Source organism: Allosediminivita pacifica, from assembly GCF_003054175.1.
In the GTDB taxonomy this organism is placed as follows: Bacteria; Pseudomonadota; Alphaproteobacteria; order Rhodobacterales; family Rhodobacteraceae; genus Allosediminivita; species Allosediminivita pacifica.
The window spans coordinates 191349-217802 of record NZ_QBKN01000001.1 but is presented as its reverse complement, the minus strand read 5'-3'; the positions used below and the strand labels follow the sequence as shown (position 1 = coordinate 217802).

Genomic DNA, 26454 nt, shown 5'->3' with positions numbered 1-26454 from the left:
GACACTTCGCATTTTGTGATCACACGAATTTCGACAGTGATCACAAATGTCGTTTTTCTGGCCGAAACCAGCTCATGCGGCAAATTTTCGTTTAGGTCCCCTGCTCCCAGCGCTTATATCGCAAGGAAATCGCAGCAGAACGGGGACATCCGACCCATGAACATCCACGAATACCAGGCGAAGGCGCTTCTGCGCAGCTACGGCGCGCCGGTTTCGGACGGCAGGGCCGTCACGAAGGCCGAGGAAGCCAAGAACGCCGCCGGCGAACTCGACGGCCCGCTCTGGGTCGTGAAGGCCCAGATTCACGCGGGTGGCCGCGGCAAGGGCAGCTTCAAGGAGGCCGATGCAGGCGAGAAGGGCGGTGTACGCCTGGCGAAATCCGTGGAGGAGGCCGCTGAAGAAGCCAAGAAGATGCTCGGCAAGACGCTGGTGACCCACCAGACCGGCCCCGCCGGCAAGCAGGTCAACCGCATCTACATCGAAGACGGTTCGGACATCGAGAAAGAGCTGTACCTTGCGCTTCTCGTCGACCGCGTCACCAGCCGCGTGTCCTTCGTCTGCTCGACCGAGGGCGGCATGGACATCGAGGATGTCGCCGCCTCGACCCCCGAGAAGATCCTGAGCTTCAGCGTCGACCCGGCCACTGGCTACCAGCCGTTCCACGGCCGCCGCATCGCTTTTGCGCTCGGTCTCGAGGGCGGTCAGGTCAAGCAGTGCGTCAAGCTGATGGGCATCCTCTACAAGGCCTTCATCGAGAAGGACATGGAGATGCTGGAGATCAACCCGCTGATCGTGACCGACAAGGGTGATCTGAAGGTTCTCGACGCCAAGCTGAGCTTTGACGGCAACGCGATGTACCGCCACCCCGACGTGGCCGAGCTTCGCGACGAGACCGAAGAGGATTCCAAGGAACTGGAAGCCTCCAAGTACGACCTCAACTACATTGCGCTCGACGGCGAGATCGGCTGCATGGTGAACGGCGCGGGCCTGGCCATGGCGACGATGGACATCATCAAGCTCTACGGGGCCGAGCCTGCCAACTTCCTCGACGTGGGCGGCGGCGCGACCAAGGAGAAGGTGACCGAGGCGTTCAAGATCATCACGTCCGACAAGAACGTGAAGGGCATCCTCGTCAACATCTTCGGCGGGATCATGCGCTGCGACGTCATCGCCGAGGGCGTTCTGGCCGCCGTGAAGGAAGTCGGCCTCGAGGTTCCGCTGGTCGTCCGTCTCGAGGGCACCAACGTGGAGCAGGGCAAGGAGATCATCGCGAACTCCGGTCTCAACGTGATCGCCGCCGACAACCTGTCCGACGGGGCCGAGAAGATCGTGAAGGCGGTGAAGGGGTGAGCCGCAAGGCCTCATACACACCCTTCCTGTTCGGACTGGGCATGGTCGGGCTGGGGCTTCTGGCGCGGCGGGCGAAGCCTTCCGCGCTGCGCCTGCCGGAGCCGGCGGACAAGCCGTCGCTGCGGGGCATCCGGGGCGGGCGCGACGCCGCCCGGGCCGCGCGCGACGGGATCGCCGACATCACGCCGAACAACCTGACCAGTTCGCTGGGCCGGACCCTGATCTTCATGGGCGGTGCGCTCCTCGCGGTGCGCGCGCTCGACGAACTCGTGGATGATGACAGCGCCGAGTACTGACCGGCGCGCCGGGGTGCCAAGCTGCCCCGGGACAGACAAAGGATGATTGAACGATGGCCGTTCTAGTCGACAAGAATACCAAGGTGATCTGCCAGGGCCTGACCGGCTCGCAGGGCACCTTCCACACGGAACAAGCGATCGCCTACGGCACCAAGATGGTCGGCGGCGTGACCCCGGGCAAGGGCGGGCAGGAGCATCTGGGCCTTCCTGTCTTCAACTCGGTGCACGAGGCGAAGGCCAAGACCGAGGCGAACGCCAGCGTGATCTACGTGCCGCCGCCGTTTGCCGCGGATTCGATCTGCGAGGCTATCGACGCCGAGATGGAGCTGATCGTCTGCATCACCGAGGGCATCCCGGTGCTGGACATGATGAAGGTGAAGCGGGCGCTTGCGGACAGCAAGTCGACGCTGATCGGGCCCAACTGCCCCGGTGTCATCACGCCCGACGCCTGCAAGATCGGCATCATGCCGGGCCACATCCACAAGCGTGGCAAGGTGGGCGTCGTGTCGCGCTCGGGCACGCTGACCTACGAGGCGGTCAAGCAGACCACCGACATGGGTCTGGGCCAGTCCTCGGCCGTGGGCATCGGCGGCGACCCGATCAAGGGCTCCGAGCACATCGACATCCTCGACATGTTCCTCGACGATGACGAGACCGAGGCCATCATCATGATCGGCGAGATCGGCGGCAGCGCCGAGGAAGATGCGGCCGAGTTCCTGAAAGAACAGAAGAAGAAGGGCCGCTGGAAGCCGACCGCGGGCTTCATCGCCGGGCGCACCGCGCCTCCGGGCCGCCGCATGGGCCACGCGGGCGCGATCGTCGCCGGCGGCAAGGGCGGTGCCGAGGACAAGATCGAGGCCATGAAGTCGGCCGGGATCGTGGTCGCCGACAGCCCCGCCACGCTGGGCGAGGCCGTGATGAAGGCCATCGAACAGGGCTGAGCCGGGCCCGTCTCCAAGAGGTGTCCCGGGCCGGGACACTTTCGGGGACAAGGAAAATCAAGGGGTTAGAGTTTCGGGTTTACCCGGCCTTAACCTCTGACAGGGTTTCCGCCCCCTCCGGGCGGGGCGGAGACCCGGACCTTCAGGGCGCCGCGCCCTGCCCCGCGACAAGGGCGAAAGGCGGCAGAGGGTGAGGAGCCTCCCGGCGGGGGCCGGCGTGATGCCGGTCTCCGCCCGGATGCTTCCAGACTGGGTTTGAAGGAGCCCGTTGTCACGTGATGAGAAAGATCCCTGTGCTCGTTCCGGCCCTCGCGGCCCTGAGCCTGCTTTCCGCCTGTGGCGGCGCCCACACACACGGCCACGAACGCCGGCCCGGCGACGTCTACCCCCTTTCCTCCGGCGAAGACGGCAATAGGTGCAGTGTCCGGAACCCCGGGGCGCTTGCCCCGAACACGCCCTGCTTTCCCTGAAGGCATGAGCCCCGTCCGAAAGGTGTCTGAATGACACAGACGCAGCATATGGCGCAGTTCCCGAGGCCGAAGATCCGGTCGACGATGGACCTGTTTGCGCGTGGTTCCGCCCTGCCCCGTTCCGGGGCCGTGAAAGCCTTTCGCAACCTTTCCCCGGAAGAGATGGCGCGCGGGCGGCCGCGCCATGCCTTCCCGCGCGCCCTGCCCACCGGCCGCGCGCAAATCAACCGAGACCGACCGTCAAACCCCAGCGAGGTCCAACAATGACCGATCAAAGCCCCAACGACCTCTTCCACGCCTCGAGCTTCATGCAGGGCACCAACGCGGAATACCTCGAACAGATGTATGCCCGCTATGCCAACGACCCCAACGCGGTCGACGAAGCCTGGGCCGAGTTCTTCCGCCAGATGGGCGATGACGAGATCAGCGTGAAGAAAGAGGCCGCGGGCCCCTCGTGGCAGCGCGCCGACTGGCCGCCGCAACCCAACGATGACCTGACCGCCGCCCTGACCGGCGAATGGCCCATGCCGCAGATCCCGGGCGAGGCCAGCGCCGCCGGCGAAAAGATCCGCAAGAAGGCCGAAGAAGCCGGCGTGAAGGTCAGCGACGATGCCGTGCAGGGTGCCGTGCTCGACAGTATCCGTGCGCTCATGCTGATCCGGGCCTACCGGATCCGCGGTCACCTTGCCGCCGACCTTGACCCGCTGGGCATGCGCGACAATGCCGAGCACCCCGAGCTCGACCCCAAGGCCTACGGTTTCACCGAGGGCGATCTCGACCGGCCGATCTTCATCGACAACGTGCTGGGGCTTCAGATTGCGTCGATGCGCGAGATCGTCAGCGTGCTGAAGCGCACCTACTGCGGCACCTTCGCGCTGCAGTACATGCACATTTCCGACCCCGAGCAGAGCGCCTGGCTCAAGGAGCGCATCGAGGGCTACGGCAAGGAAGTGAAGTTCACCCGCGAGGGACGCCGCGCCATCCTCAACAAGATGGTCGAGGCCGAGGGCTTCGAGAAGTTCCTGCACGTGAAGTACATGGGGACCAAGCGCTTCGGCCTTGATGGCGGTGAAAGCCTGATCCCCGCCATGGAGCAGATCATCAAGCGCGGCGGCAACCTCGGTCTGAAAGAGGTCGTGATCGGCATGCCGCACCGCGGCCGCCTGTCGGTGCTCGCCAACGTGATGAACAAGCCTTACAAGGCGATCTTCAACGAATTCCAGGGCGGCAGCTTCAAGCCCGAGGACGTGGACGGATCGGGCGACGTGAAATACCACCTCGGCGCGTCCAGCGACCGGGAATTCGACGGCAACACCGTGCACCTGTCGCTGACGGCGAACCCCTCGCACCTCGAGGCGGTGAACCCGGTGGTTCTGGGCAAGGTCCGCGCCAAGCAGGACCAGCTCAACGATGCGGACCGCACCGCGGTGCTGCCGATCCTCCTGCACGGCGACGCGGCCTTTGCCGGTCAGGGCGTCGTGGCGGAATGCTTCGCGCTGTCGGGCCTGCGCGGTCACCGCACCGGCGGCACGATCCATATCGTGGTGAACAACCAGATCGGCTTTACCACGGCGCCGCACTTCTCGCGCTCGTCGCCCTACCCCACCGACAACGCGCTGGTGGTCGAGGCGCCGATCTTCCACGTCAACGGGGATGACCCCGAGGCGGTGGTGCACGCGGCCAAGGTCGCGACCGAGTTCCGCCAGAAGTTCGGCAAGGACGTGGTCATCGACATGTTCTGCTACCGCCGGTTCGGTCACAACGAGGGCGACGAGCCCATGTTCACCAACCCGCTGATGTACAAGCAGATCAAGGGCCACAAGACGACCCTGACGCTGTATACCGAGCGGCTGGTGAAGGATGGCCTGATCCCCGAGGGCGAGATCGAGGATCTCAAGACCACGTTCCAGTCGCACCTCAACGAGGAGTTCGAGGCCGGCAAGACCTACAAGCCCAACAAGGCCGACTGGCTGGACGGGCGGTGGAGCCACCTCGACCGGCAGGCGCATGGCAAGTACCAGCGCGGCAAGACGGCGATCTCGAAGGAGACGGCCGAGGCCGTGGGCAAGGCGCTGACCACGCGACCGGACGGCGTCACCCTGCACAAGACCATCGGGCGTCTGATCGACACCCGCACGAAGATGTTCGAGAGCGGCAAGGGCTTCGACTGGGCGACCGGCGAGGCCATGGCCTTCGGCTCGCTCCTGACCGAGGGCTACCCGGTGCGTCTGTCCGGTCAGGACAGCACGCGGGGCACCTTCTCGCAGCGGCATTCGGCCTTCATCAACCAGGACAACGAGGACCGGTACTACCCGCTCAACCACATCCGCGAGGGGCAGGCCCGCTACGAGGCGATCGACTCGGCGCTGTCGGAATACGCGGTGCTGGGCTTCGAGTACGGCTACTCTATGGCCGAGCCCAACGCGCTGACGCTCTGGGAGGCGCAGTTCGGCGACTTCGCCAACGGCGCGCAGATCATGTTCGACCAGTTCATCAGCTCGGGTGAATCGAAGTGGCTGCGGATGTCGGGGCTTGTCTGCCTGATGCCGCACGGCTTCGAGGGCCAGGGGCCGGAGCACTCTTCCGCGCGTCTGGAACGCTTCCTGCAGATGTGCGGTCAGGACAACTGGATCGTGGCCAACTGCTCGACCCCGGCGAACTACTTCCACATCCTGCGCCGCCAGCTGCACCGCAGCTTCCGCAAGCCGCTCATGCTGATGACGCCGAAGTCGCTTCTGCGTCACAAGCTCTGCGTGTCGGACATCGAGGATTTCGTGACGGGGTCCTCGTTCCACCGGGTGCTGTGGGACGACGCCGAGAAAGGCCATTCGGAGACCGAGCTGAAGCCCGACGGCGAGATCAAGCGCGTGGTCATGTGTTCGGGCAAGGTCTACTTCGACCTGCTCGAAGAGCGCGACGCCCGCGGGATCGACGACATCTACCTCCTGCGCGTGGAGCAGTTCTACCCCTTCCCGGCGCTGTCGCTGGTCAAGGAGCTGGAGCGCTTCCCGCAGGCGGAGATGATCTGGTGCCAGGAGGAGCCCAAGAACCAGGGCGCCTGGAGCTTCATCGAGCCCAACATCGAGTGGGTTCTCGGCCGCATCAAGGCCGACTATGCCCGGCCCCGCTACGTGGGCCGCGCCACCTCGGCCTCGCCCGCGACGGGCCTGGCGAGCCAGCACAAGGCACAGCAAGAAGCGCTCGTGAACGAAGCGCTGACCATCGAAGGGAATTGAGACAATGACGGAAGTGCGCGTCCCCACACTCGGGGAATCGGTGACGGAGGCGACGGTCGCCACCTGGTTCAAGAAGCCGGGTGACAGCGTGGCCGTGGACGAGATGCTGTGCGAGCTCGAGACCGACAAGGTCACCGTCGAGGTCCCCTCGCCCGCGGCCGGCACCCTGGCCGACATCGTCGCGAACGAAGGCGATACCGTCGGCGTCGATGCCCTGCTGGCCAACATCTCCGAGGAAGGCAACGCCGGCCCCGAGGAAACCAAGCCCAGGGCCGAACCCAAGAGCGAGGAACCCGCCAAGGAAGAGGCTTCGTCCGAGGACAGCGGCAAATCCTCGGGCGGCTCTGGCGGCGGCAGCATCGACGTGATGGTGCCGACCCTGGGCGAAAGCGTCTCCGAGGCGACCGTCTCGACCTGGTTCAAGAAGGTCGGCGACACGGTCGAGCAGGACGAGATGCTCTGCGAGCTGGAAACCGACAAGGTCTCGGTCGAGGTCCCTGCCCCCGCGGCCGGCACCCTGAGCGAGATCGTCGCCGAGGAAGGCACCACGGTTCAGGCCGACGCCAAGCTGGCGGTGCTCAGCTCGGGCGACGCGCCGGCCAAGCAGGCGAGCGAACCCAAGGGCGAGGACAAGCCGCAGCCCGAGGAAGCGCCCAAGGGTGACACGCAGTACTCCACGCCACCCGCGGGCGACGGCGGCCGCGGCCGCTCGGATGTCGAGGATGCCCCCAGCGCCAAGAAGGCCATGGCCGAAAAGGGCGTCAGCCGCGATCAGGTGCAGGGCTCGGGCCGCGACGGCCGCGTCATGAAGGAAGACGTCTCCAAGGCGGTCGAGGCCACCAAGGCCGCGCCGCAGAAGGCCGAGACCAAGCAGGCGCCGCGCGCCCCCTCGCCCGCCGAGGACGCCGACCGCGAGGAACGGGTCAAGATGACCCGCCTGCGCCAGACCATCGCCCGCCGTCTCAAGGACGCGCAGAACACCGCGGCGATGCTGACCACCTACAACGAGGTGGACATGACCGAGGTCATGGCGCTGCGGAAGGAGTACAAGGATCTCTTCGAGAAGAAGCACGGCGTGCGCCTGGGCTTCATGTCCTTCTTCACCAAGGCCTGCTGCCATGCCCTGAAGGAGGTTCCCGAGGTCAACGCCGAGATCGACGGTGCCGAGATCATCTACAAGAACTTCGTGCACATGGGCATCGCCACCGGCACGCCCACGGGCCTCGTGGTTCCGGTGATCCGCGACGTGGATTCCATGTCCTTCGCCGAGATCGAGGGCGCCATCGCCGAGAAGGGCAAGCGCGCCCGTGACGGCAAGCTCTCCATGAACGACATGCAGGGCGGAACCTTCACGATCTCCAACGGCGGCGTCTACGGCTCGCTGATGTCCTCGCCGATCCTGAATCCCCCGCAGTCGGGCATCCTCGGGATGCACAAGATCCAGGAACGGCCCATGGTCGTGAACGGCGAGATCAAGATTCGCCCGATGATGTACCTTGCACTCAGCTACGATCACCGCATCGTCGACGGCAAGGGCGCGGTGACCTTCCTCGTCCGCGTCAAGGAAGCGCTCGAGGATCCGCGCCGCCTGCTGATGGATCTCTGAGACCGCAAGGGCCCGGCCGCACGCCGGGCCGCCCCGCCCCCGGGACCGACCACCCGTCCCGGGGGCGGCGACACGATCCGCGAAGGCCCGAGATGACCGAGACGCCATATCCCACCCGCATCGAGGACGGCTCGCCCGACCTGCATGACATGGAGGGCGCGCCCGGCATGACCTACCGGCTGTTGATCGACAGCACCAAGGTGCCGAGCGCCAGTCTTTGCCACGGCATCTTCTACATGGAGCCCGAGGCCGAGGAGGCCTCGCACACCCACGACGTCTCCGAGACGATCTACGTGCTCTCGGGGCGCGGCTACGTCCGGCTCGACGACGACAAGGTGACGCTGGCACCCGGCGACATGGTCTACATCCCACCCGGCACCGCCCACGGCTTCTACGCCGAGGACGAGATGCAGGTGCATTTCACCTTCCCCGTCGACTGCTTCGACGACGTTGCCTACCACGACGCAACCTGACCCGGAGAGACCGCCATGAGCCAGCAACTGCTGCTTCGCTTCGACAATTTCGACAAGGCTGCCTTCGACGATGACGCCGAGAACCGCGCCAGTGCGGGCCTGAGCGTCCTGCAGCTCTGGCAGGAGGGCAGCACCGCCCACTGGGCGCTGCTCGAGGTCAACGACAAGGGCAAGGCGCAGGGCTGGATCGACAAGAACAGCTCTCTCGGACACGGGCCCTCGGGACACCATTTCCTCACCACGCTATGACCCCCGAGCTCACCGCCCTCACCCTTGCCGCGCTGCTGCAGTTCGCGCAGGTCGCGCTCTACTCGGGCCTGGCCCTGGACCAGGTCGGCGTGGCGCGCGCGGCCGGGCCACGCGACGGCGGCGTGACGCTGCAGGGCCGCGCGGGACGGGCCTCGCGGGCGCTCAACAACCACTTTGAAGGGCTGATCCTCTTCGGCATCGCCGTGGGCGTCCTCGTCGTCTCCGGCCAGACCGGCCCGCTCACCGCCACGCTCGCCTGGATCTACCTCGCCGCGCGCCTGGCCTATGTGCCCGCCTACCTGCTGGGCTGGACGCCCTGGCGGACGCTGATCTGGGCCTTCGGCGCCGGCGCCACGCTGCTCATGCTGCTCGTGGCGCTGCTGTGAGGGCCGGGATGCGCATATCCGCGCATGAAGGCGCCGCGCGGGCCCTGCGCTTCTTCTTGGCACAAATACTCCCGGGGGTGTCCCGCAGGGACGGGGGCAGAGCCCCCTGCCCGTTCACCATGCAGGACACCGCCCCGATCCGTTTCGCCCGGCCAAGCGCCGGGCCAATATCCCAGAATAGGAGACTTCCATGGCCACTTACGACGTGATCGTCATCGGTTCCGGCCCCGGCGGCTATGTCGCCGCCATCCGCTGCGCCCAGCTCGGGCTCAAGACCGCCTGTGTCGAGGGCCGCGAGACGCTGGGCGGCACCTGCCTGAACGTCGGCTGCATCCCCTCCAAGGCGCTGCTGCACGCCACGCACCAGCTGCACGAGGCCGAGCACAACTTCGCGGCCATGGGCCTCAAGGGCAAGGCGCCCACGGTCGACTGGAAGCAGATGCTCACCTACAAGGACGAGACCATCGCCACCAACACCAAGGGCGTGGAGTTCCTGTTCAAGAAGAACAAGATCGACTGGCTCAAGGGCTGGGGGTCGATCCCCGAGGCGGGCAAGGTCAAGGTCGGTGACGAGACCTACGAGACCAAGAACATCATCGTGGCCTCCGGTTCCGTCCCGTCCTCGCTGCCCGGCGTCGAGATCGACGAGAAGGTGGTGGTGAGCTCCACCGGCGCGCTGGAGCTGGGCAAGATCCCCAAGAAGATGGTGGTGATCGGCGCGGGCGTGATCGGGCTCGAGATGGGGTCGGTCTATAGCCGGCTCGGCGCAGAGGTCGAGGTGATCGAGTTCCTCGACAAGATCACCCCCACCATGGACGGCGAGGTGTCCAAGCAGTTCCAGAAGCTGCTGACCAAGCAGGGCCTGAAGTTCACCCTGGGCGCCGCGGTGCAGAGCGTCGAGGCGATGAAGACCAAGGCCAAGGTGAGCTACAAGCTGCGCAAGGACGACAGCGAGCATACCGTCGATGCGGACGTCGTGCTGGTCGCCACCGGCCGCAAGCCCTACACCGACGGCATCGGGCTCGCAGACCTGGGTGTCGAGATGTCCGACAAGGGCCAGATCAAGACCGACGGCCAGTGGAAGACCAGCGTCGACGGCATCTACGCCATCGGCGACGCCATCGACGGGCCGATGCTGGCGCACAAGGCCGAGGACGAGGGCATGGCCGCCGCCGAGGTGATCGCGGGCAAGCATGGCCACGTGAACTACGGCGTGATCCCGAGCGTGGTCTACACCCACCCCGAGGTCTCGAGCGTCGGCAAGACCGAAGAGCAGCTCAAGGACGAGGGTGTCTCCTACAAGGTCGGCAAGTTCTCGTTCATGGGCAACGGCCGGGCGAAGGCCAACTTCGCGGCGGACGGCTTCGTCAAGATCCTCGCCGACAAGGAGACCGACCGCGTGCTGGGCGCACATATCATCGGGCCGATGGCGGGCGACCTGATCCACGAGATCTGCGTGGCGATGGAGTTCGGCGCCGCGGCCGAGGACATCGCCCTGACCTGCCACGCGCACCCGACCTATTCCGAGGCGGTCCGCGAGGCGGCGCTGGCCTGCGGCGACGGTGCGATCCACATGTAAGGCAAAGGCGCGGCCCTTCGGGGCCCCGCTACCACATGGTGCGCGCGGCGCGCTCGGGCCAGGTGCGGTCGTAGTCGGCGCCCCCCTCCTGCCCGTTTGATGCCTCGAGCAGCATGTCGCCGGCGCTCGGCAGCCCGGCGCTTTCATCCTCGCCCGACCAGAGACGCGCGCGCATGATCGCGCGGGCGCACTGGAAGTAGACTTCCCCGATCTCGATCACGATGACCGTGGCGGGCTGTCGGCCGCCCTTCTCGAAGCGAGCGCGCAGGTCGGCGTCGTCGGTGACGAAGGCGCGGCCGTTGACGCGCAGCGCGCTGGTCGAGCCCGGCACCATGAACATGAGCGCCACGCGCGGGTCGCGCACGATGTTGCGCAGGGAATCGAGCCGGTTGTTGCCGCGCCAGTCAGGCATGGCGAGCGTGCGGGCGTCGAGCTCAGTGACCACCGGGCCGTCATCGCCGCGCGGGCTGCCATCGACGCCCTCGGGGCCGACGGTCGAGAGCACGCAGAAGCGCGAGGCCGTGATCCAGCGGCGATAGTGCGGGGTCAGAGCCGGGGCGACCTTGCCCAGCGCGGTGCCTTTGGGGGTGCCGTAGAGGGCGTGCAGCGCCTCTTCAGTGTCGATCCGGTGCATGAAATCCTGCCTCTGCCATCAGCTTGTCGGATGCGGTTTCGACCTCGCGCTCGAGCCGGGCGAGGAAATCCTTCTGACGCAGGCCCTGCGGGATCTCGGGGAGGAATTCCACCACCGCAAGGCCGGGCCGCCGCAGGATGCCGTTGCGGGGCCAGAAGAGGCCGCAGTTGGTGGCCACGGGCACACACGGATAGCCCGTCTGGGCATAGAGCGCCGCGGCGCCGGTCTTGTAGCGTTCGGGCACGCCCGGTGCGACGCGGGTGCCCTGCGGATAGATGACCAGCTGGCCGGGTTCGGCGCTGCCGGCGTCGACATCGGCAAGCATCTTGGCGATGGCCTTGCCGCGCTTGCCGCGGTCGACGGGCACGCAGCCGATGCGCAGGGTGTACTGGCCGATGAAGGGCGCCCAGATCAGTTCCTTCTTCATGATGAACTTGGCGGCCGGAAGGCTCGCGAAGATCATGATGATGTCGAGAAAGCTCTGGTGCTTTGCGGCGATCAGCACCTCGCCCGAGGGGGGCATGCCGCGCACCTCGGTGCGGATGCCCACCATCCAGCGGGCCAGCCAGCAGGCGAAATTCGCATAGGATCGGCAGGCGTATCTCGCCGCGCGGCGCGAGAAGATGGCGGCGGGGAAGAAGGCGATGCCGTAGACCGCCATGCCGGCGAAGACGACGACGGTAAAGAGCACCGAGCGGATGTACTGGAACGGGCCGGGATTGGTCATGCGAGTTGTCCAAGAACGCGGCGCGCGGCGGCGGCTGTGGCAAGGCAGGCGACCGTAGCGGCAAGCGGCGGCACGAGGAAGGGCAGGATCCAATGCCAGCCGGCGAAGCGCAACGAGGTGAGGAAGCCCCCCGAAGTGTCGCCCTCGGGCATGAGCAGCATGGCGCCCAGTCCCAGCACCGTGCCGATGCCGGCGCCGATCAAGGTGCGCAGGGTGAAGCGGCGCACAAAGGCGCGGGCAATGTAGCCGTCGGTTGCGCCCACGAGGCGCAGAACCGCGATCACCTGCGCGTTGGCCGAGAGCGCGGCGTGCGCCGCAAGCGTGACCATGGCGGTCATGGTGGCGCCGATGAGCCCGATCGAGATCCAGCCGATGCCCCGCAGCCGCGAGGCCGCCGAAACCAGCGGGCGCCGCCAGCGGGCGTGTTCGTCGAGCACCGCGCCGGGCACCTCGGCCTGCAGGCGCAGGCGAAGGCCCGCCGCGTCAAAACCGGAGGCAGCTTCGCGGATCTCGATGAGCTGCGGGACGGGCAGCTGGCCGAGCGGCAGGTCGGGTCCGAACCAGGGCTCGAGCAGGGCCTGGGCCTCTTCCTCGGTCAGGGCCCGGGCGCTTTCGACGCCGGGGGTCTGGTCGAGCACGCGCAGCGCGGTCTCGGTCTGGGCGGCGAGTTGCCCCGCCGGCGCCGAGATGCGGACCGTCGAGGCCCGGGCCAGTTCCGCGCCCCAGCTTGTGGCCAGCCGCCCCGAGGCGAGCGAGAGTGCCAGCGCGAAGACCGTGAGAAAGGCCATGGTCGCAGCCGTGAAGAGCGTCAGCCAGACGGTAAAGCCCGAGGGCGGCACGATACGGTCGGCGCCCGGGTCTGCCGTGAGCAGGCGGCGCGGAGAGAGGCCGGGCCAGTTCAAAGCTCGGACCCAGCGGCGTAGAGACCGCCGCCCGCCAGCCGCAGGACGCGCGCCTGCACGTGCGCCTTGGTGGTACGGATCAGCATGAGGTCGTGGGTGGCGATTAGGATCGTCTTGCCCATGCGGTTGAGCTCGATCAGCAGGCGCATGAGCCGCTGCGACATCTCCCAGTCGACGTTGCCGGTGGGCTCGTCCGCGAGGATGACCTCGGGCGACATGATGACGGCGCGGGCAAGTGCCGCGCGCTGGCGTTCGCCACCCGACAGCTCGGCCGGCAGGGCGCCGGCGCGGTCGGTGAGCCCCACCCAGGTGAGCAGTTCGGAAAGGTTCTCGTCGTGTTCGGGCGAATACTGGCCCGAGACCACGAGCGGCAGGGCCACGTTCTCGATCACAGGCAGATGGTCGAGGAACTGGCAGTCCTGGTGCACGACGCCGACGCGGCGGCGGTTCATGGCCACGGCGTCGCGGTCCATCTCGGTCACGGAACGGCCAAAGAGGCTGAGATCGCCCTCGGTCGGGCGCAGCGCGCCGTAGCAGAGCTTGAGCAGCGTGGTCTTGCCCGCGCCCGAGGGGCCGGTCAGGAAGTGGAACGAGCCGGGCGCCAGTGTGAGAGAGAGGCCGCGGAACAGCGCCTCTCCGCCGTAACTGTAGGCCACATTGTCGAGCTCGATCACCGCTGCCCTGCCTTGACGCTTTTCTGACTGCCGTCTTGTGCCGCAGCGCTGCCCCGGTTGCAATGAGAGGCTTGCAACGATTGGGCTTTTCCGCTCTTTCCTCGCAACCTATTGTGGGGCTGTCAGGATTTCGGTTGGCCAAGGGCCAGGGGGCACGTGTGAGCAGGTTCCGGTTGATATGTCCGAATTGCGGGGCGCAATACGACGTGCCCATGGACGTGATTCCGGCGCGGGGACGGGACGTGCAGTGTTCGAACTGCGGACACACCTGGTTCCAGGGGCATGCGCAGGTGGGCGAGGATATCCCGCTGGTCGAGCCGGTGGCGGATCCGAAGGTGCGCACCCCGGCAAGCCCGCCGCCGGCGGAACGCCCTGCGCCGAAGGCGCCAGCGGAGCCTGTAGAGGCCGAGACGGCCACGGACGAGGCGACCGTGGACGCGGCGGTCGAAGCGCCGGTGGAGCCGGAGGACGAGGGCGAGGAGGATGGCGGCAAGATGCCGCCCGCGCCGCCGCGGCGCGAGCTGGATCCGTCGGTGCTCGGCGTGCTGCGCGAGGAGGCCGCCTACGAGAACCGGCGCCGGCAGGAAGAGCGCGGCGCGCTCGAGGTCCAGAGCGACCTCGGACTGGAGGAGCCATCGAGTGACGACGCCCGGCGAAAGCGGAACCTGACGCTGGAGGCCGGCGCCCACACCGTGCCTGCCCCGTCGTCGAAGGCGTCCGGGGCCGCGCGGGAGAGGTCCCGCGAGGAGGCGTTTCCCGACCTCGACGAAGTGTCCCAGTCGCTGCGCCACGACCGGAGCACCCGGCGCCGCGAGGCCGAGCCGGAGGCCCGCGAGGGCGGTTCGGGTTTCGTGACGGGCTTCGTCCTGGTCGTCGTCGTGGCAGCGCTGGCGCTCGCGATCTACAGTTCGGCCTCGCAGATCGCCGAGGCAGTGCCCGAGGCGGCTCCGATGCTCGAGGCCTATGCGGACCAGGTGGACGCGGCGCGGCGCTGGCTGGACGAAAGCAGCACCGACCTGCTCATGCGGCTCGATGCCATGAGCTCGGAGGCGGCGCAGGGCGACGGGGAGTGACCCCGCCTGCCCTCGTGCGCGTCCTTCTCAGACCCGGCCCTTCCACGGCACCAGCAGCCGTTCGGCGTAGCGCATCAGGATGTCGATGCCGAAGCCGATGACGCCGATCAGGATGATGCCCATGATGACGATGTCGGTGAGCTGGAACTTGGAGGCCACCATGATCATCATGCCCGCGCCCTTCTCGGCGGCGACAAGTTCGGCCGCGACCACGGTGCCCCAGCAGACGCCCATGGCGACGCGGGCGCCGGTGAATATCTCGGGGAGCGAGTTCGGCACGATGACGTGGCGCATGATCTGCCACTTGCTGGCGCCCAGCGAATAGGCCGCGTGCACCTTGGAGATCGCCACGCCCGACACGCCCGAGCGCGCGGCAATGGCCATGATCCAGAGCGCCGCGAGGAAGAGCAGGATGATCTTGCCGACCTCGCCGATGCCCGCCCAGATGATGACCAGCGGGATCAGCGCGAGCGGCGGCACGGGCCGCATGAATTCGACAATGGGGTCGAACCAGCCGCGGAACCAGTCCGAGAGGCCCATGGCGTAGCCCAGCGGGATGCCGACCAGCGCGCCGAAGAAGAAGCCGACGATCACGCGGAAGAGCGAATAGCCCAGGTGTTCCCAGAGCGTGCTGTCGCGGTAGCCGTCGCTGGCGATTTCCGAGAGGCGCGCAAGCACGGCCTCGGGCGCGGGCAGCCAGATCGGCTCCATCTGCCAGCCCTTGGACGGTTCGAAGTTGAGCGTGCCCTTGGGTGACATGCCGACGCGGCCATAGTCGGTCTCGACCGAGCCACCTGGTTCGATGGGGGTGCCGTTGATGGCGGTGACGACGTGACCCTGGTCGCGACCGTATTCGTCGTTGTCGTCGACGCGGATGAGGCCCGAGCGCCATGCGCCGATGGTGTCGACGTCGTTCTTCGCCCAGCCGTCGCCGGGATCGACCACCGGGTCCTCGGCATCGTTGCCGACCTCGAAGACCCGCACGGTCACGGTGGCGTCGTCGGGCGCCACCCCATCGGCCTCGGCCGTGTAGGTGAAGGTGGCGTCGCCGATGAAGGGGCCCGGCGCGTGCAGGAAGGAGGGCACGAGGCTGGAGCCGGTGAAGGCGGCCCAGAGCAGGAAGATGGTGAGGATCGAGATGACGCTGGCAAAGCGGTTGGGGACCACGGCGGATTCGTCGCCGAAGGTCACGGTCTTGAGCGAGGCATAGTCCGTCGTGGCCTTGCGGGCGACGAACTTCACCAAGACGTAGGCCGCCACGAAGATGGCGATGTAGATGAGAAGAACGATCATTGCGCCGCCTCCGTGCGTCCCATGATTTCCTCTTCCATGTTCCAGATCATGCCGAGGATCTCCTCGCGCTTCTGGCCGAACTCGGGGTTCTTCTTGACCTCGCGCAGGTCGCGCCCGACGCCTTCGTCGGCGAAGGGAAGGCGGTATTCCTCGTGGATGCGGCCGGGGCGCGGGGCCATGACCAGCAGGCGTTCGCCGAGCAGAAGCGCCTCTTCCACCGAATGGGTGATGAGGATGATGGTCTTGCCCGTCTCCTTCCAGAGCCGCAGCACGAGGCCCTGCATCTTCTCGCGGGTAAGCGCGTCAAGCGCGCCGAGCGGTTCGTCCATCAGGATCACGTCGGGATCGTTGGCGAGGCATCGGGCCAGCGCCACGCGCTGCTGCATGCCGCCGGACAGCTCGTAGACGGCCTTTTCCTTGAAGTCTCGCAGTCCCACCACGTCGAGCAGGTGGTCCACGTTGGCGCCCCAGTCCCTTTCACGCTTGCCGGCCATGCGGGGGCCGAAACTGACGTTGTCGCGGACGTTCATCCACTCGAAGAGCGCGCCCTGCTGGAAGACCATCCCGCGTTCGGCGTCGGGACCCTTCACCGGGTGGCCGTTGAGGGTGATCCTGCCTTCGGTGGGGGCGAGGAAGCCCGCGAGGATGTTGAGAAGCGTGGTCTTGCCGCAGCCCGAGGGGCCAAGCACGCTCATCAGCTCGCCCTCCTTGATGTCGAGCGAGACATCCTTCAGCGCCTGCACCGATGTGCCGTTCGGCAGATCGAACCGCATCGACACGTTTTCAATCGTCAACCCACTCATGGTGCTGCCTCTTTCGCGAATGCATGGGGCGCTTGCGGCGCGGGCCGCCCAAGGGACGGCCCGGCCGGGATCGTTTCGGGGTGTGGGCCCGGGGTTTACATGCCCGAGGACGCGGTCTCGAGCGGGCCGGTGTTCACGTTGTCGGCGTAGCTGTCGAGCGCGCTGTCGATCGAGCCTGCCTCGACGAAGACCTGCGCGACGCCCGCCATGAAGTCCTGCGCGCCGCCGCCGAGCCATTTCTCGGTGAGCTGCTCCTCGACCGGCGGGAAGACGAAGGTTTCGAGCGTCGCTGCGGTGGCTTCCTCGTCCATGCCGGCGTCCTTGGCGATCACGGGGAGCATCTCCTCGTGGTTGGCCTCGTCCGCCCACATGGCGTTGGCCTCGGCGGTCACGCCGAGGAAGGCCGCGACCATGTCGGAGTTCTCGGCCACCCAGGTGGCGGGACCGGAGGTCACGTCGAAGACGAGGATGCCGAGTTCTTCCTTCTCGGCGCCGGTCAGCAGCACGTTGCCGTAGTCCTTCATGCGGCGCAGGCTGCCGCCCCAGCCGCAGGCCATGTCGACGGAGCCCTGCGCCATCGCGGCGGCGCCGTCGGGCGGGGCCATGTCGACCACGTCCATGGTCGTGATGTCGACGCCGAAGTGGTTCATCTGCTCGAGGAAGCCGTAGTGCGCGGCGGTGCCGAGCGGCACGGCGACGCGCTTGCCCTCGAGCTCAGCGGCGGAGTCCTTGTCGATTTCCAGGATCTCCTGCACGACGCAGTTGTCGTTGTCGGAGTAGCTGACCGCCACGTCGAGGGCCTGCAGGTCCTGTCCGGCGCTGGTCGCCACCACGAAGGGCGGGACGCCCTGGCTGACCGAAAGCTGCACGTCGCCCGAGGCCATGGCCGCGGACATGGCGGTGCCGGTGTCGAAGCTGACCCAGTTGACGCTCGTGCCCAGCGCCTCGTCGTACATGCCGGTGGCCTTCGCGTACTGGAAGGGCATCGGCCATTCGAGGAAATAGCCGACGGTGATGTCCTGCGCCTGCGCGGCCTGCGCCCCGGCGACAAGGGCCATGCCGGCGGCACCGGCCATCAAGGCGTTCCTGATCGTCATAGTCCTGGTACTCCCCTGTTGGTCTGCCCACGGGATGGGCGGTTCCTGGCGCCCTTTTTTCGGCGCTCTGGACCGATCGGAGCGGAATTCTCGTGCCCGATCAACGGTTTTTCGGTCATGGGACCTGATCGGGTGCCGATGGCGCGAACGAGCGCGGGCTTCGTTTGCCGGCCCATCCGCCTGAATTCGCGCCATTTTTAAGGAAAGTGACCTTAGGTGCAGCGCCCGCGGCGGCAAAACTGGATACATAGCTCGACCCCATCTGGACCTACGCCTTGCCCATTTCCGTGGCGCATGTGCTATTCAGAAGAAACACCCCCGCACAGCGCAGGAGAGACGCATGATGGACGGCAGCCCCAACGATCTGAGCCACGTGGTCGAAGCCGACCGCGCGCACATCTGGCATCACCTGATGCAGCACAAACCCTTCGAGACGAATGATCCGCGCATCATCGTCGAGGGCAAGGGCATGCGGGTCTGGGACCAGGGCGGCAAGGAACACCTCGACGCCGTGTCGGGCGCGGTGTGGACGGTGAACGTGGGCTACGGCCGCGAGCGGATCGCGAAGGCGGTCTATGACCAGTTGATGAAGATGAACTATTTCGCGGGCTCCATGGGCTCGATCCCCGGCGCGCTGTTTGCCGAGAAGCTGGTGGAGAAAATGCCGGGGATGAGCCGGGTCTACTACTGCAACTCGGGGTCCGAGGCCAACGAGAAGGCCTTCAAGATGGTCCGCCAGATCGCGCACAAGCGCTTCGGCGGCAAGAAGCACAAGATCCTCTACCGTGACCGCGACTATCATGGCACGACCATCGGCTGCCTGAGCGCGGGCGGGCAGGACGAGCGCAACGCGCAGTACGGGCCCTTTGCGCCGGGCTTTGTCCGGGTGCCGCACTGTCTTGAATACCGCGCTTTCGAGCAGGAGGGCGCGCCGGAAGAGAACTACGGCGAATGGGCGGCCTCCCAGATCGAGAAGGTGATCCTGGCCGAGGGGCCCGAGACGGTGGGCGCGCTCTGCCTTGAGCCCGTGACCGCCGGCGGCGGCGTGATCGTGCCGCCCGAGGGCTACTGGCAGAAGGTGCGCGAGATCTGCGACAAGTACGAGATCCTGTTGCACATCGACGAGGTGGTCTGCGGCGTGGGCCGGACGGGCACCTGGTTCGGCTACCAGCATTACGGGATCGAGCCGGATTTCGTGACCATGGCCAAGGGCGTGGCCTCGGGCTATGCCGCCATCGCCTGCCTCGTGACGAACGAGAAGGTGTTCGAGCTGTTCAAGGACGACGACACCGATCCGCTGAACTACTTCCGCGACATCTCGACCTTCGGGGGCTGCACCGCCGGTCCGGCCGCCGCGATCGAGAACATGGCGATCATCGAGGAAGAGGGCCTGCTGGAGAACACCACCAAGATGGGCGACTACATGCTCGACCAGCTGCAGGCGCTGGCCGACAGGCACGAGGTGATCGGCAACGTGCGCGGCAAGGGACTGTTCCTGGGCGCCGAGCTGGTGGCGGATCGCGGCACGCGCGAGCCCATGGCCGAGGCGAAGGTGCAGGCGGTGGTCAAGGACTGCATGGCGCAGGGGGTCATCATCGGGGCCACCAACCGGTCGGTGCCGGGGAAGAACAACACCCTGTGCTACAGCCCCGCGCTGATCGCCACGAAGGACGACATCGACCAGATCATCGCCGCGACCGAGGGCGCGCTGGGACGCGTCTTTGGCTGAGGTGAACCATCTCGGGCAGCCGGTCGGGCTGCCCGTGGACCTCGCCCTGCCCCGACCCGCCCCGCAGCACCTGACGCTGGCGGGCCGCTACGGGGCCGTGGTGCCGCTGGAAGCGGGCCATGCGGATGCCCTGTTCGCGGCCTATTCCGAGGACCCCGAGGGGCGCGGCTGGACCTACATGCCGCTGCATCCCTGGCCCGACGTCGCGACGGCGCGGGCCTGGGCGATGCAGGCGGCGGAGAGCGAGGACCCGCTGTTCTTTGCCGTGACCGATCCCGATGGCGTCGCGCTCGGGGTCTGTTCCTATCTCAGGATCGCTCCCGAGGTGGGGTCGGTGGAGGTGGGCTTCATCCATTTCGCCCCGCCCCTGCAGCGGACGCGGCTGGCGACCGAGGCCATGGCGCTGATGATGGGGCATGTCTTCGACCACCTCGGCTATCGCCGGTACGAGTGGAAATGCGACGCGCTCAACGCCCCCTCGCGGGCCGCGGCGGGGCGGCTGGGGTTCACCTATGAGGGCACCTTCCGGCAGGCCACGGTCGTCAAGGGGCGCAACCGGGACACGGCCTGGTTCTCGGTGATCGACAGCGAGTGGCCCCGGCTGAAGGCGGGGTTTGAGGCCTGGCTGGCGCCGGAGAATTTCGACGCCGAGGGGCGGCAGAAGGTCTCGCTGAAGGCGCTCCGGGAGGGCTGAGCCTTCCCCGCCGCAGGGTGCCTTGGAGCGCCAAACGGGGTGTCCCGGGCCGGGACATCCTGTGGGCGTATATGAATCAATGGATTACAGAGACGAATTAACTGAAAATTAGGGGTGTCCCCGACGGGCCTTGGATTGCAGGCGACGGGCTCCGCGACATTCCGGTGGCATGCTGGCTCGCCCCCGGCGCTCATGGAATGGGTGAGCGCGCATCGCGCGGCAGGGTCGCGGGCGTCGCGAAATTTGCACCTTCCGGCGCCTAAAGACTGCAGTTGAACGGAAATTTTAACGTTCGGTAAAGACTCATTTGCGAGTCGGGGATATCACAACCTTTGACTCGAATACTCGCAAACTTTGACTCGATGATGTTCCCAGCCCATCCTTCACGGGTCCCGGCGGCGCCGGCCCGAGCCCTCGGCAGCCAGGTCTTGCTGACCGGCAGACGGCCCCACGAGGCCACACAATGACCTTCGGTACGACGGAAGACCGCACCCTCGTCGCCGGATTGGGACATTTCCTCTCGGTGGTGGCGATCACCGCCGCGCTCTACGTGGCCAGCCACGCCATCACCGCGCTCTGCATCACGCCCCTGCAATCCTACGTGCTGGGTGATGCGACGACCTACGCGAGCCTTCTGTACCTTCCACATGGCATCCGCGTGCTGTCGGTCTGGTTCCTGCGATGGAAGGCGGTGCCGGGGCTGATCCTTGGCGGGGCGCTCTCGGAGTGGATCTTCACCGACCCCGAGACGCTTCGGACCCTTGCGCCGGTGCTGGTGCCATCGATCCTGGTCGGAGCGCTGTCGACGATCGTGATCTTCGAGACGCTGCGTCATCTCGGCACCAGCGGCTATGCCGGGACCGGGCGGCGGGTGGAAGGGCGCGCGCTGGTGGTGGTCGGCCTGGCCTCCTCGCTGCTGAACTCCATCGGACAGATGATCGTCTTCGACAGCTACGTGTCGCCCGGCAGTTCGACCGGAATCATGCTGCTCTACGCGGTCGGTGACATCGCGGGGATGTTCGCCGTGCTCTTCGCGGGGCTTTGGGTCTATCGGCGCGGCGGGTGGCGGATCATCTCGCTCTAGTCCGGGGGGGCAGCTTTCCTGCCTGCGGCCAGCCACCGCGCCGCGCCGTCGCCCGCGCCCCAATTCCCCCGTATACAAACGCCCGCATATGCGTTAGGGAGCCCCTTTCCCCCTGTCCAGCAGGCCGGGCACGGCACGGTGCCGTCCCCCGCAACACGGTTTCCAGATGATCCAGACCCTCTCCGATGCGCTCGCCGAGCGTGGCTACGACACGTTGACCCCCGTCCAGGAGGCGGTCACCGATCCCGACCTGAACGCGGCGGACCTGCTTGTCTCGGCGCAGACCGGGTCGGGCAAGACCGTGGGCTTCGGCCTTGCCATCGCGCCCACCCTTCTGGGCGAGGATGGGGTGTTCGGCGTGGCCGCCGCGCCGCAGGCGCTGATCGTGGCCCCCACCCGCGAGCTGGCCTTCCAGGTCAGCCGCGAGCTCGACTGGCTTTATGCCAAGGCGGGCGCGCGGGTCACCACCTGCGTCGGCGGCATGGACATGCGCGACGAGCGCCGGGCGCTGGAACGCGGGGCGCATGTGGTCGTGGGCACGCCCGGCCGTCTGACCGACCACATCCGGCGCGGATCGCTCGACATGAGCGCGCTGCGGGCGGTGGTGCTCGACGAGGCGGACGAGATGCTCGACCTCGGCTTCCGCGAGGATCTGGAATTCATGCTGGGCGAGGCGCCGGCCGACCGGCGCACGCTGATGTTCTCGGCCACGGTGCCGCCGATGATCGTGAAGCTCGCACAGCAGTACCAGCGCGACGCGGTGCGGGTGACGACGCTCTCGGGCAAGGGCCAGCATTCGGACATCGCCTACCAGGCGCTGCGGGTGGCCCAGCAGGACGCCGAGAACGCCATCATTAACCTGCTGCGCTACCACGAGGCGCCCAATGCCATCGTCTTTGCCAACACGCGGGCGACGGTGAACCGGCTGACCGCGCGCTTTGCCAACCGCGGCTTTGCCGTGGTGTCGCTGTCGGGCGAGCTGAGCCAGGCGGAGCGGACGCATGCGCTGCAGGCGATGCGCGACGGCCGGGCGCGGGTCTGCGTGGCCACCGACGTGGCGGCGCGGGGCATCGACCTGCCGAACCTCGAACTGGTGGTGCATGCCGAGCTGCCCTCGAACGGCGAGACGCTGCTGCACCGTTCGGGCCGGACGGGCCGCGCGGGTCGCAAGGGGATTTCGGCGCTGATCGTACCGCCGAAGGCCACGAAGAAGGCCGAGCGCCTGCTGCAGAGCGCCAAGGTGCAGGCGGAGTGGACCGTGCCGCCGGGCGCCGAGGAGATCCTGCGCCGCGACGAGGAACGCCTGCTGGCCGATCCGGTCTGGGAGGAGGCGCCGAGCGAGGCCGAGGCGGAATTCGCCAAACGGCTGCTGGCAGCACAATCGCCCGAGACCGTGGCCGCGGCCTACCTGCGGCTGTTCCGGTCGCGGCATTCGGCGCCCGAGGACCTGTCGCCGCCGGACGCGCGCCCCGAGCGCAAGGAGCGCGCGCCCTTTGGTCCCAGCGTCTGGTTCACGCTTTCGGTGGGGCGCAACGAGCGGGCCGAGGCGCGCTGGCTGCTGCCGATGCTGCTGCGGGCTGGCGGGCTCGACAAGGATGCCATCGGGGCGATCCGGGTGCGCGACGACGAGACCTTCGTCGAGATCGCCGAGAGCAACGTGGCGCGTTTCCAGGCGGCGCTTGGGGCGAGCGGCGAGCTCGAGGACGGGCTGACCGCGCGGCGGATCGAGGGGGAGCCGGATTTCGGGCGCCCCTCGGCTGGCGGGCGCCCTGCGGGGCCGAAGCCGCGGCGCGAAGGCCCCAAGGGCGACCGGCCCGCGCCGAAGCGCGACGGGTTCAAGCCGAAGCGCGAGAGCCGCGAGGCGGCGCCCGCGCCGCAGGGTGATGCTGTTGCCAAGGCACCGGAGGCCCCTGCCCCGGCCCCCGAGGCGGCGCCGGAGCGGCCTGCACAGGCCGACAAGCCGCGCGAGCGCAAGGCGCGCGACGCGGCACCGGCCGCCAAGCGCCCCGCGCGCGAGGCGGGCGATGCCCCGGCGGCCAAGCGTGGCTTCGGCAAGCCGAAGGGCGACAAGCCCTACAAGTCCGGCGAGGGGCGGCCCGCGCGGACCGGCAAGCCCGGGGCCGGCAAGCCGCGTGGCGATGGCTTCAAGCCGGGCACCGGCAAGCCGCGTGGCGAGGGTGGCAAGCCCGGGGGCGCCGGTGCGCCGCGCAAGGCGCCGGCCTCGGCCTCCGACACCTCGAAGCGCTTCACGCCCCCGGGCAAGCCGGCACGCGCCAAGCCTGCCCGTGACAAGGGTGGCATGCAGCCGCCGAAGCGCCGCAAGCCCTGAGAGGGCGGCGGTTGCCAGGTCTTTCGTAGGAAGGATGGGGGCTCTGCCCCCTCCTGGCCTGCGGCCAGTTCACCCCCGGAGTATTTTCGCCAAGAAGAAGCGCCGGGTTCAGGCGCGTTTCAGGGCCTGGGTGTGGAAGCCTTCGGGGATGGTGTCGCGGCCTTCAAGGATCAGGTCGGCCATGGTCGTGGCGACCTTGGGCGCCATGCCGAAGCCGATCTTGAAGCCGCCGTTGGCGACATAGTGGCCGTCCCGACCCGGCCATGGCCCCAGCAGCGGCGCGCGGCTGCGGGCGCGGGGGCGGACACCGGCCCAGCGTTGCAGGATCGGCGCATCGGCCAGCGCGGGCAGCGCGGCCACGGCCCGGGCGTGCAACGTGTCGCACTGGTCGTCAGTGGCGGTGGGGTCGGTGAAGTCGCTTTCCGTGGTGGAGCCCACGGCCACGGTGCCGTCGGCGTGCGGGATCACGTGCAGCCCGTCGACGAAGAGCTGCGGTGCCTCGGGGGCGGCGAAGCCCAGCAGGAGCGCCTGCCCCTTCACGCCGTCGCCCGCCTTGCGGCCCAGATCCTCGTTCAGGGCCAGAAGCCCCTGCCAGCCGGTCGCCCAGAGGGTGGGCGTGGTCTCGGCGGCCTCGGGCGTGATCTCGACGCCTTTGGCGCGGAGCGCGAGCGCCAGCGCCTCGCAGGCTTTGCGGGGGTGGGCGCGGGCGGTGAGCGTGTCGTGGATGAGCTTGCCCGTGGGGCTATGCGGGGCAAAGGCGCCTGCGTCCTGCGCGTCAATGACCTGCCACGTGGCGCGGCCCTGCCAGAGGTCGGCGGCGGTGTTCGCCCGCGCCTGCGCGAGATCGAGCGCGGCCTCGTCCGCGATGGGCTGAAGCCGGCCGCTGCGGGCGTAGCCGGGCGCGCCGCCGCCCGCCTCCGCGACCTCGGCCCAGAAGTCCTCGGCCATGAGCAGGCTTTCGAGCTGGAAGGCCTTTTTCGGGTTCCAGTTTTCGGGGACATGCGGGGCGAGCGCGCCGACCACGCCGCCGCTGCTGCCCGCGGCCACGCCGTGCGGGTCGACCACCCGGACGCGCGCGCCGCGGCGGGTGAGTTCCCAGGCGCAGGCGAGGCCGAAGATCCCTGCCCCGCGCACGGTGATATCCGGGCTTGTCATCGCTCCGCCTCCGTTCCAGTTTGCACGCGATCGAGGACATATCCCCATGAGCGACACTCTGCACCCCCTCGACTGGCGCGATCGCGTGCCGGTCTCGGACCGTTTCGACGATCCCTTCTATTCACTGGAAAACGGTCTTGCCGAGACGCGCCATGTCTTCCTTGACGGCTGCGGGCTGCCGGGGCGGTTCGCGGACGGGTTCCGGGTGGCCGAGCTGGGCTTTGGCACCGGGCTGAACCTGCTGGCCTGTCTTGCGCTCTGGCGCGAGAGCGGGACCAGGGGGCGGCTGCATTTCACCACCTTCGAGGCCTACCCACTGGCCCCCGCCGACATGGTGCGGGCCCAGGAGGGGTTCCCCGAGCTGGCGGACCTGGCCGAGGAGCTTGCGCCCTTCTGGGGGCAGGCGCGGTTCACCCTGCCCGACCTGTCGTTCGAGATGGTCACGGGCGACGCGCGCGAGACGCTGCCCGCGTGGGAGGGTGCGGCGGATGCGTGGTTCCTCGACGGGTTCTCGCCCGCGAAGAACCCCGAGCTCTGGGGCAAGGCGCTGATGGCCGAGGTGGCGGCGCACACGGCCCCGGGCGGGCGGCTGGCCACCTACACGGCGGCGGGCCACGTGCGCCGGGCGCTGGAGGCGGCGGGCCTTGAGATCACGCGGGCCCCCGGCTATGGCCGGAAGCGTCACATGACCCAAGCGCGAAAGCCCGCCCCATGACATCGCAGAACACCCGTTTCGGCATCTGGCTGATGGTGCTGACCACGGCCATCTTCGCCGCGCAGGACGGCATCTCGCGGCATCTGGCCGAGGCCTACAACGTGCAGATGGTGGTGATGATCCGCTACTGGTTCTTCGCGGCCTTCGTGATCGCCATGGCGGCGCGCCATGCGGGCGGGCTGCGGCGCGCGGCGGCCACGCGCCAGCCGCTGGTGCAGGCCTTCCGCGGCGTGCTGCTGGTGGCCGAGGTCAACATCATGGTGCTGGGCTTCGTCTACCTTGGCCTCGTGGAAAGCCACGCGGTCTTTGCCTGCTACCCGCTGCTGATCGCGGCGCTGTCGGGGCCGATCCTTGGCGAAAAGGTCGGCTGGCGGCGGTGGTCGGCGATCGGCGTGGGCTTTGCCGGCATGCTGATCATCCTGCAGCCGGACGGGGGCGTGTTCTCAGCCTACTCGATCCTGCCGCTGGCGGCGGCGCTGATGTTCGCGCTTTACGGGCTGCTCACGCGCTACGTGGCGCGGCAGGACAGCGCGGCGACCTCGTTCTTCTGGACGGGGACGGTGGGCGCGGTGGCCGCCACGCTGGTGGGGATGTGGACCTGGGAGCCGATGACCTTGGGCGACTGGGGCTGGATGGCGGTGCTCTGCGTGACGGCATCGGCCGGGCACTTCACGCTGATCAAGGCCTACGAGCAGGCCGAGGCCAGCGACGTGCAGCCCTTTGCCTATCTACAGCTGCCCTTCGCCAGCCTGATCGGGCTTTACCTTTTCGGCGAGACCCTGCGGGCCAACGTGGCCATCGGGGCTGCGATCATCGTGGGCGCGGGGCTGTTCACCCTGTGGCGGACGCGCCGGAGGGCGCAGGCGCACTGAGCCGCGTCACGCACGCGTAACACGGGCTTCACCGGCCTGTTTCACGCGGCGGGCAGGTTGTCGGCATCCCCAGACCGACACCCGGAG

At 67.9% G+C, this 26454-nt stretch carries 25 protein-coding genes; 17 read left to right on the top strand and 8 right to left on the bottom strand.

Annotation, left to right across the window (positions count from 1 at the left end):
* Positions 1-156: 156 nt before the first annotated feature.
* The 10 genes from sucC to lpdA all read left to right on the top strand — a co-directional run bounded on the left by sucC (position 157) and on the right by lpdA (position 10586).
* Complete coding sequence (gene sucC, locus C8N44_RS01045; RefSeq protein WP_107974296.1) at positions 157-1350, top strand: ADP-forming succinate--CoA ligase subunit beta; 1194 nt, start codon at positions 157-159, stop codon at positions 1348-1350.
* On the top strand, positions 1347-1646 hold the full coding sequence (locus tag C8N44_RS01040; RefSeq protein ID WP_244640936.1) for a hypothetical protein: 300 nt from the start codon (positions 1347-1349) through the stop codon (positions 1644-1646). Before sucC ends, C8N44_RS01040 begins: the two co-directional genes overlap by 4 nt.
* A gap of 53 nt (positions 1647-1699) precedes the next feature.
* Positions 1700-2587 (top strand): succinate--CoA ligase subunit alpha, encoded by an 888-nt coding sequence (gene sucD, locus C8N44_RS01035; protein WP_107974295.1) that lies wholly within the window; start codon positions 1700-1702, stop codon positions 2585-2587.
* Between the two features lie 500 nt (positions 2588-3087).
* Positions 3088-3324: a hypothetical protein gene (locus tag C8N44_RS01030; protein ID WP_107974294.1), complete on the top strand. Its 237-nt coding sequence runs from the start codon at positions 3088-3090 to the stop codon at positions 3322-3324.
* The gene (locus C8N44_RS01025) at positions 3321-6293 is read left to right on the top strand and encodes a 2-oxoglutarate dehydrogenase E1 component (protein ID WP_107974293.1); all 2973 of its coding nucleotides are present in this window, start codon (positions 3321-3323) and stop codon (positions 6291-6293) included. Before C8N44_RS01030 ends, C8N44_RS01025 begins: the two co-directional genes overlap by 4 nt.
* Positions 6294-6297: 4 nt before the next feature.
* Positions 6298-7899 (top strand): 2-oxoglutarate dehydrogenase complex dihydrolipoyllysine-residue succinyltransferase, encoded by a 1602-nt coding sequence (gene odhB, locus C8N44_RS01020; protein WP_107974292.1) that lies wholly within the window; start codon positions 6298-6300, stop codon positions 7897-7899.
* Positions 7900-7991: 92 nt separating this feature from the next.
* Complete coding sequence (locus C8N44_RS01015; protein WP_107974291.1) at positions 7992-8372, top strand: cupin domain-containing protein; 381 nt, start codon at positions 7992-7994, stop codon at positions 8370-8372.
* A 15-nt stretch (positions 8373-8387) separates the two neighbouring features.
* A complete protein-coding gene (locus C8N44_RS01010) occupies positions 8388-8621 on the top strand; it encodes a hypothetical protein (RefSeq protein WP_107974290.1) in 234 nt (77 codons plus the stop codon).
* Positions 8618-9007, top strand: coding sequence for an MAPEG family protein (locus tag C8N44_RS01005; RefSeq protein WP_107974289.1), 390 nt, complete (start codon positions 8618-8620; stop codon positions 9005-9007). The genes C8N44_RS01010 and C8N44_RS01005 overlap by 4 nt, the downstream gene beginning before the upstream one ends.
* 190 nt (positions 9008-9197) lie before the next feature.
* Complete coding sequence (lpdA, locus tag C8N44_RS01000) at positions 9198-10586, top strand: dihydrolipoyl dehydrogenase (RefSeq protein WP_107974288.1); 1389 nt, start codon at positions 9198-9200, stop codon at positions 10584-10586.
* A 28-nt stretch (positions 10587-10614) separates the two neighbouring features.
* Here lpdA and C8N44_RS00995 read toward each other — a convergent pair whose 3' ends face one another.
* The 4 genes from C8N44_RS00995 to C8N44_RS00980 are packed head-to-tail and all read right to left on the bottom strand — an operon-like array spanning position 10615 to position 13523.
* A complete protein-coding gene (locus tag C8N44_RS00995) occupies positions 10615-11220 on the bottom strand; it encodes a pyridoxamine 5'-phosphate oxidase family protein (RefSeq protein ID WP_107974287.1) in 606 nt (201 codons plus the stop codon).
* Entirely contained in the window at positions 11201-11947 is a 747-nt protein-coding gene (locus C8N44_RS00990; protein WP_107974286.1) for a lysophospholipid acyltransferase family protein, read from the bottom strand. Before C8N44_RS00990 ends, C8N44_RS00995 begins: the two co-directional genes overlap by 20 nt.
* The gene (locus C8N44_RS00985; protein WP_158273976.1) at positions 11944-12849 is read right to left on the bottom strand and encodes a cell division protein FtsX; all 906 of its coding nucleotides are present in this window, start codon (positions 12847-12849) and stop codon (positions 11944-11946) included. Before C8N44_RS00985 ends, C8N44_RS00990 begins: the two co-directional genes overlap by 4 nt.
* Positions 12846-13523, bottom strand: a complete 678-nt coding sequence (locus C8N44_RS00980; RefSeq protein WP_107974285.1) for a cell division ATP-binding protein FtsE — start codon at positions 13521-13523, stop codon at positions 12846-12848. The genes C8N44_RS00985 and C8N44_RS00980 overlap by 4 nt, the downstream gene beginning before the upstream one ends.
* Before the next feature lie 62 nt (positions 13524-13585).
* Here C8N44_RS00980 and C8N44_RS00975 point away from each other — a divergent pair, with 62 nt between their 5' ends.
* Positions 13586-14596 carry a zinc-ribbon domain-containing protein gene (locus C8N44_RS00975; protein ID WP_107974284.1) on the top strand — a complete coding sequence of 337 codons (1011 nt, stop codon included), beginning with the start codon at positions 13586-13588 and terminating at the stop codon, positions 14594-14596.
* A 27-nt stretch (positions 14597-14623) separates the two neighbouring features.
* Here C8N44_RS00975 and C8N44_RS00970 read toward each other — a convergent pair whose 3' ends face one another.
* The 3 genes from C8N44_RS00970 to C8N44_RS00960 form a co-directional block, all read right to left on the bottom strand.
* The gene (locus C8N44_RS00970) at positions 14624-15889 is read right to left on the bottom strand and encodes an ABC transporter permease (RefSeq protein ID WP_107974283.1); all 1266 of its coding nucleotides are present in this window, start codon (positions 15887-15889) and stop codon (positions 14624-14626) included.
* Positions 15886-16692 (bottom strand): taurine ABC transporter ATP-binding protein, encoded by an 807-nt coding sequence (locus C8N44_RS00965; protein WP_107974282.1) that lies wholly within the window; start codon positions 16690-16692, stop codon positions 15886-15888. The genes C8N44_RS00970 and C8N44_RS00965 overlap by 4 nt, the downstream gene beginning before the upstream one ends.
* A gap of 95 nt (positions 16693-16787) precedes the next feature.
* Positions 16788-17789: a taurine ABC transporter substrate-binding protein gene (locus C8N44_RS00960; protein WP_107974281.1), complete on the bottom strand. Its 1002-nt coding sequence runs from the start codon at positions 17787-17789 to the stop codon at positions 16788-16790.
* A gap of 343 nt (positions 17790-18132) precedes the next feature.
* On the opposite strand from C8N44_RS00960, the gene C8N44_RS00955 reads away from it, so the two are divergent.
* From C8N44_RS00955 to C8N44_RS00940, 4 genes are all read left to right on the top strand, one after another.
* Entirely contained in the window at positions 18133-19518 is a 1386-nt protein-coding gene (locus C8N44_RS00955; protein WP_107974428.1) for an aminotransferase family protein, read from the top strand.
* The gene (locus tag C8N44_RS00950) at positions 19511-20212 is read left to right on the top strand and encodes a GNAT family N-acetyltransferase (protein ID WP_107974280.1); all 702 of its coding nucleotides are present in this window, start codon (positions 19511-19513) and stop codon (positions 20210-20212) included. Before C8N44_RS00955 ends, C8N44_RS00950 begins: the two co-directional genes overlap by 8 nt.
* A 463-nt stretch (positions 20213-20675) precedes the next feature.
* Positions 20676-21296 (top strand): hypothetical protein, encoded by a 621-nt coding sequence (locus C8N44_RS00945; RefSeq protein WP_107974279.1) that lies wholly within the window; start codon positions 20676-20678, stop codon positions 21294-21296.
* Between the two features lie 166 nt (positions 21297-21462).
* Positions 21463-23625: a DEAD/DEAH box helicase gene (locus tag C8N44_RS00940; RefSeq protein ID WP_107974278.1), complete on the top strand. Its 2163-nt coding sequence runs from the start codon at positions 21463-21465 to the stop codon at positions 23623-23625.
* Positions 23626-23733: 108 nt separating this feature from the next.
* On the opposite strand, the gene C8N44_RS00935 is transcribed toward C8N44_RS00940, so the two are convergent.
* Positions 23734-24780: an NAD(P)/FAD-dependent oxidoreductase gene (locus C8N44_RS00935; protein ID WP_107974277.1), complete on the bottom strand. Its 1047-nt coding sequence runs from the start codon at positions 24778-24780 to the stop codon at positions 23734-23736.
* Between the two features lie 46 nt (positions 24781-24826).
* Between C8N44_RS00935 and mnmC2 the strand changes: the two genes are divergently transcribed.
* Both mnmC2 and C8N44_RS00925 read left to right on the top strand, forming a co-directional pair.
* Entirely contained in the window at positions 24827-25495 is a 669-nt protein-coding gene (gene mnmC2, locus C8N44_RS00930; protein WP_107974276.1) for a tRNA (5-methylaminomethyl-2-thiouridine)(34)-methyltransferase MnmC2, read from the top strand.
* Positions 25492-26367, top strand: coding sequence for a DMT family transporter (locus C8N44_RS00925; RefSeq protein ID WP_107974275.1), 876 nt, complete (start codon positions 25492-25494; stop codon positions 26365-26367). The genes mnmC2 and C8N44_RS00925 overlap by 4 nt, the downstream gene beginning before the upstream one ends.
* The last annotated feature ends 87 nt before the right edge of the window (positions 26368-26454 follow it).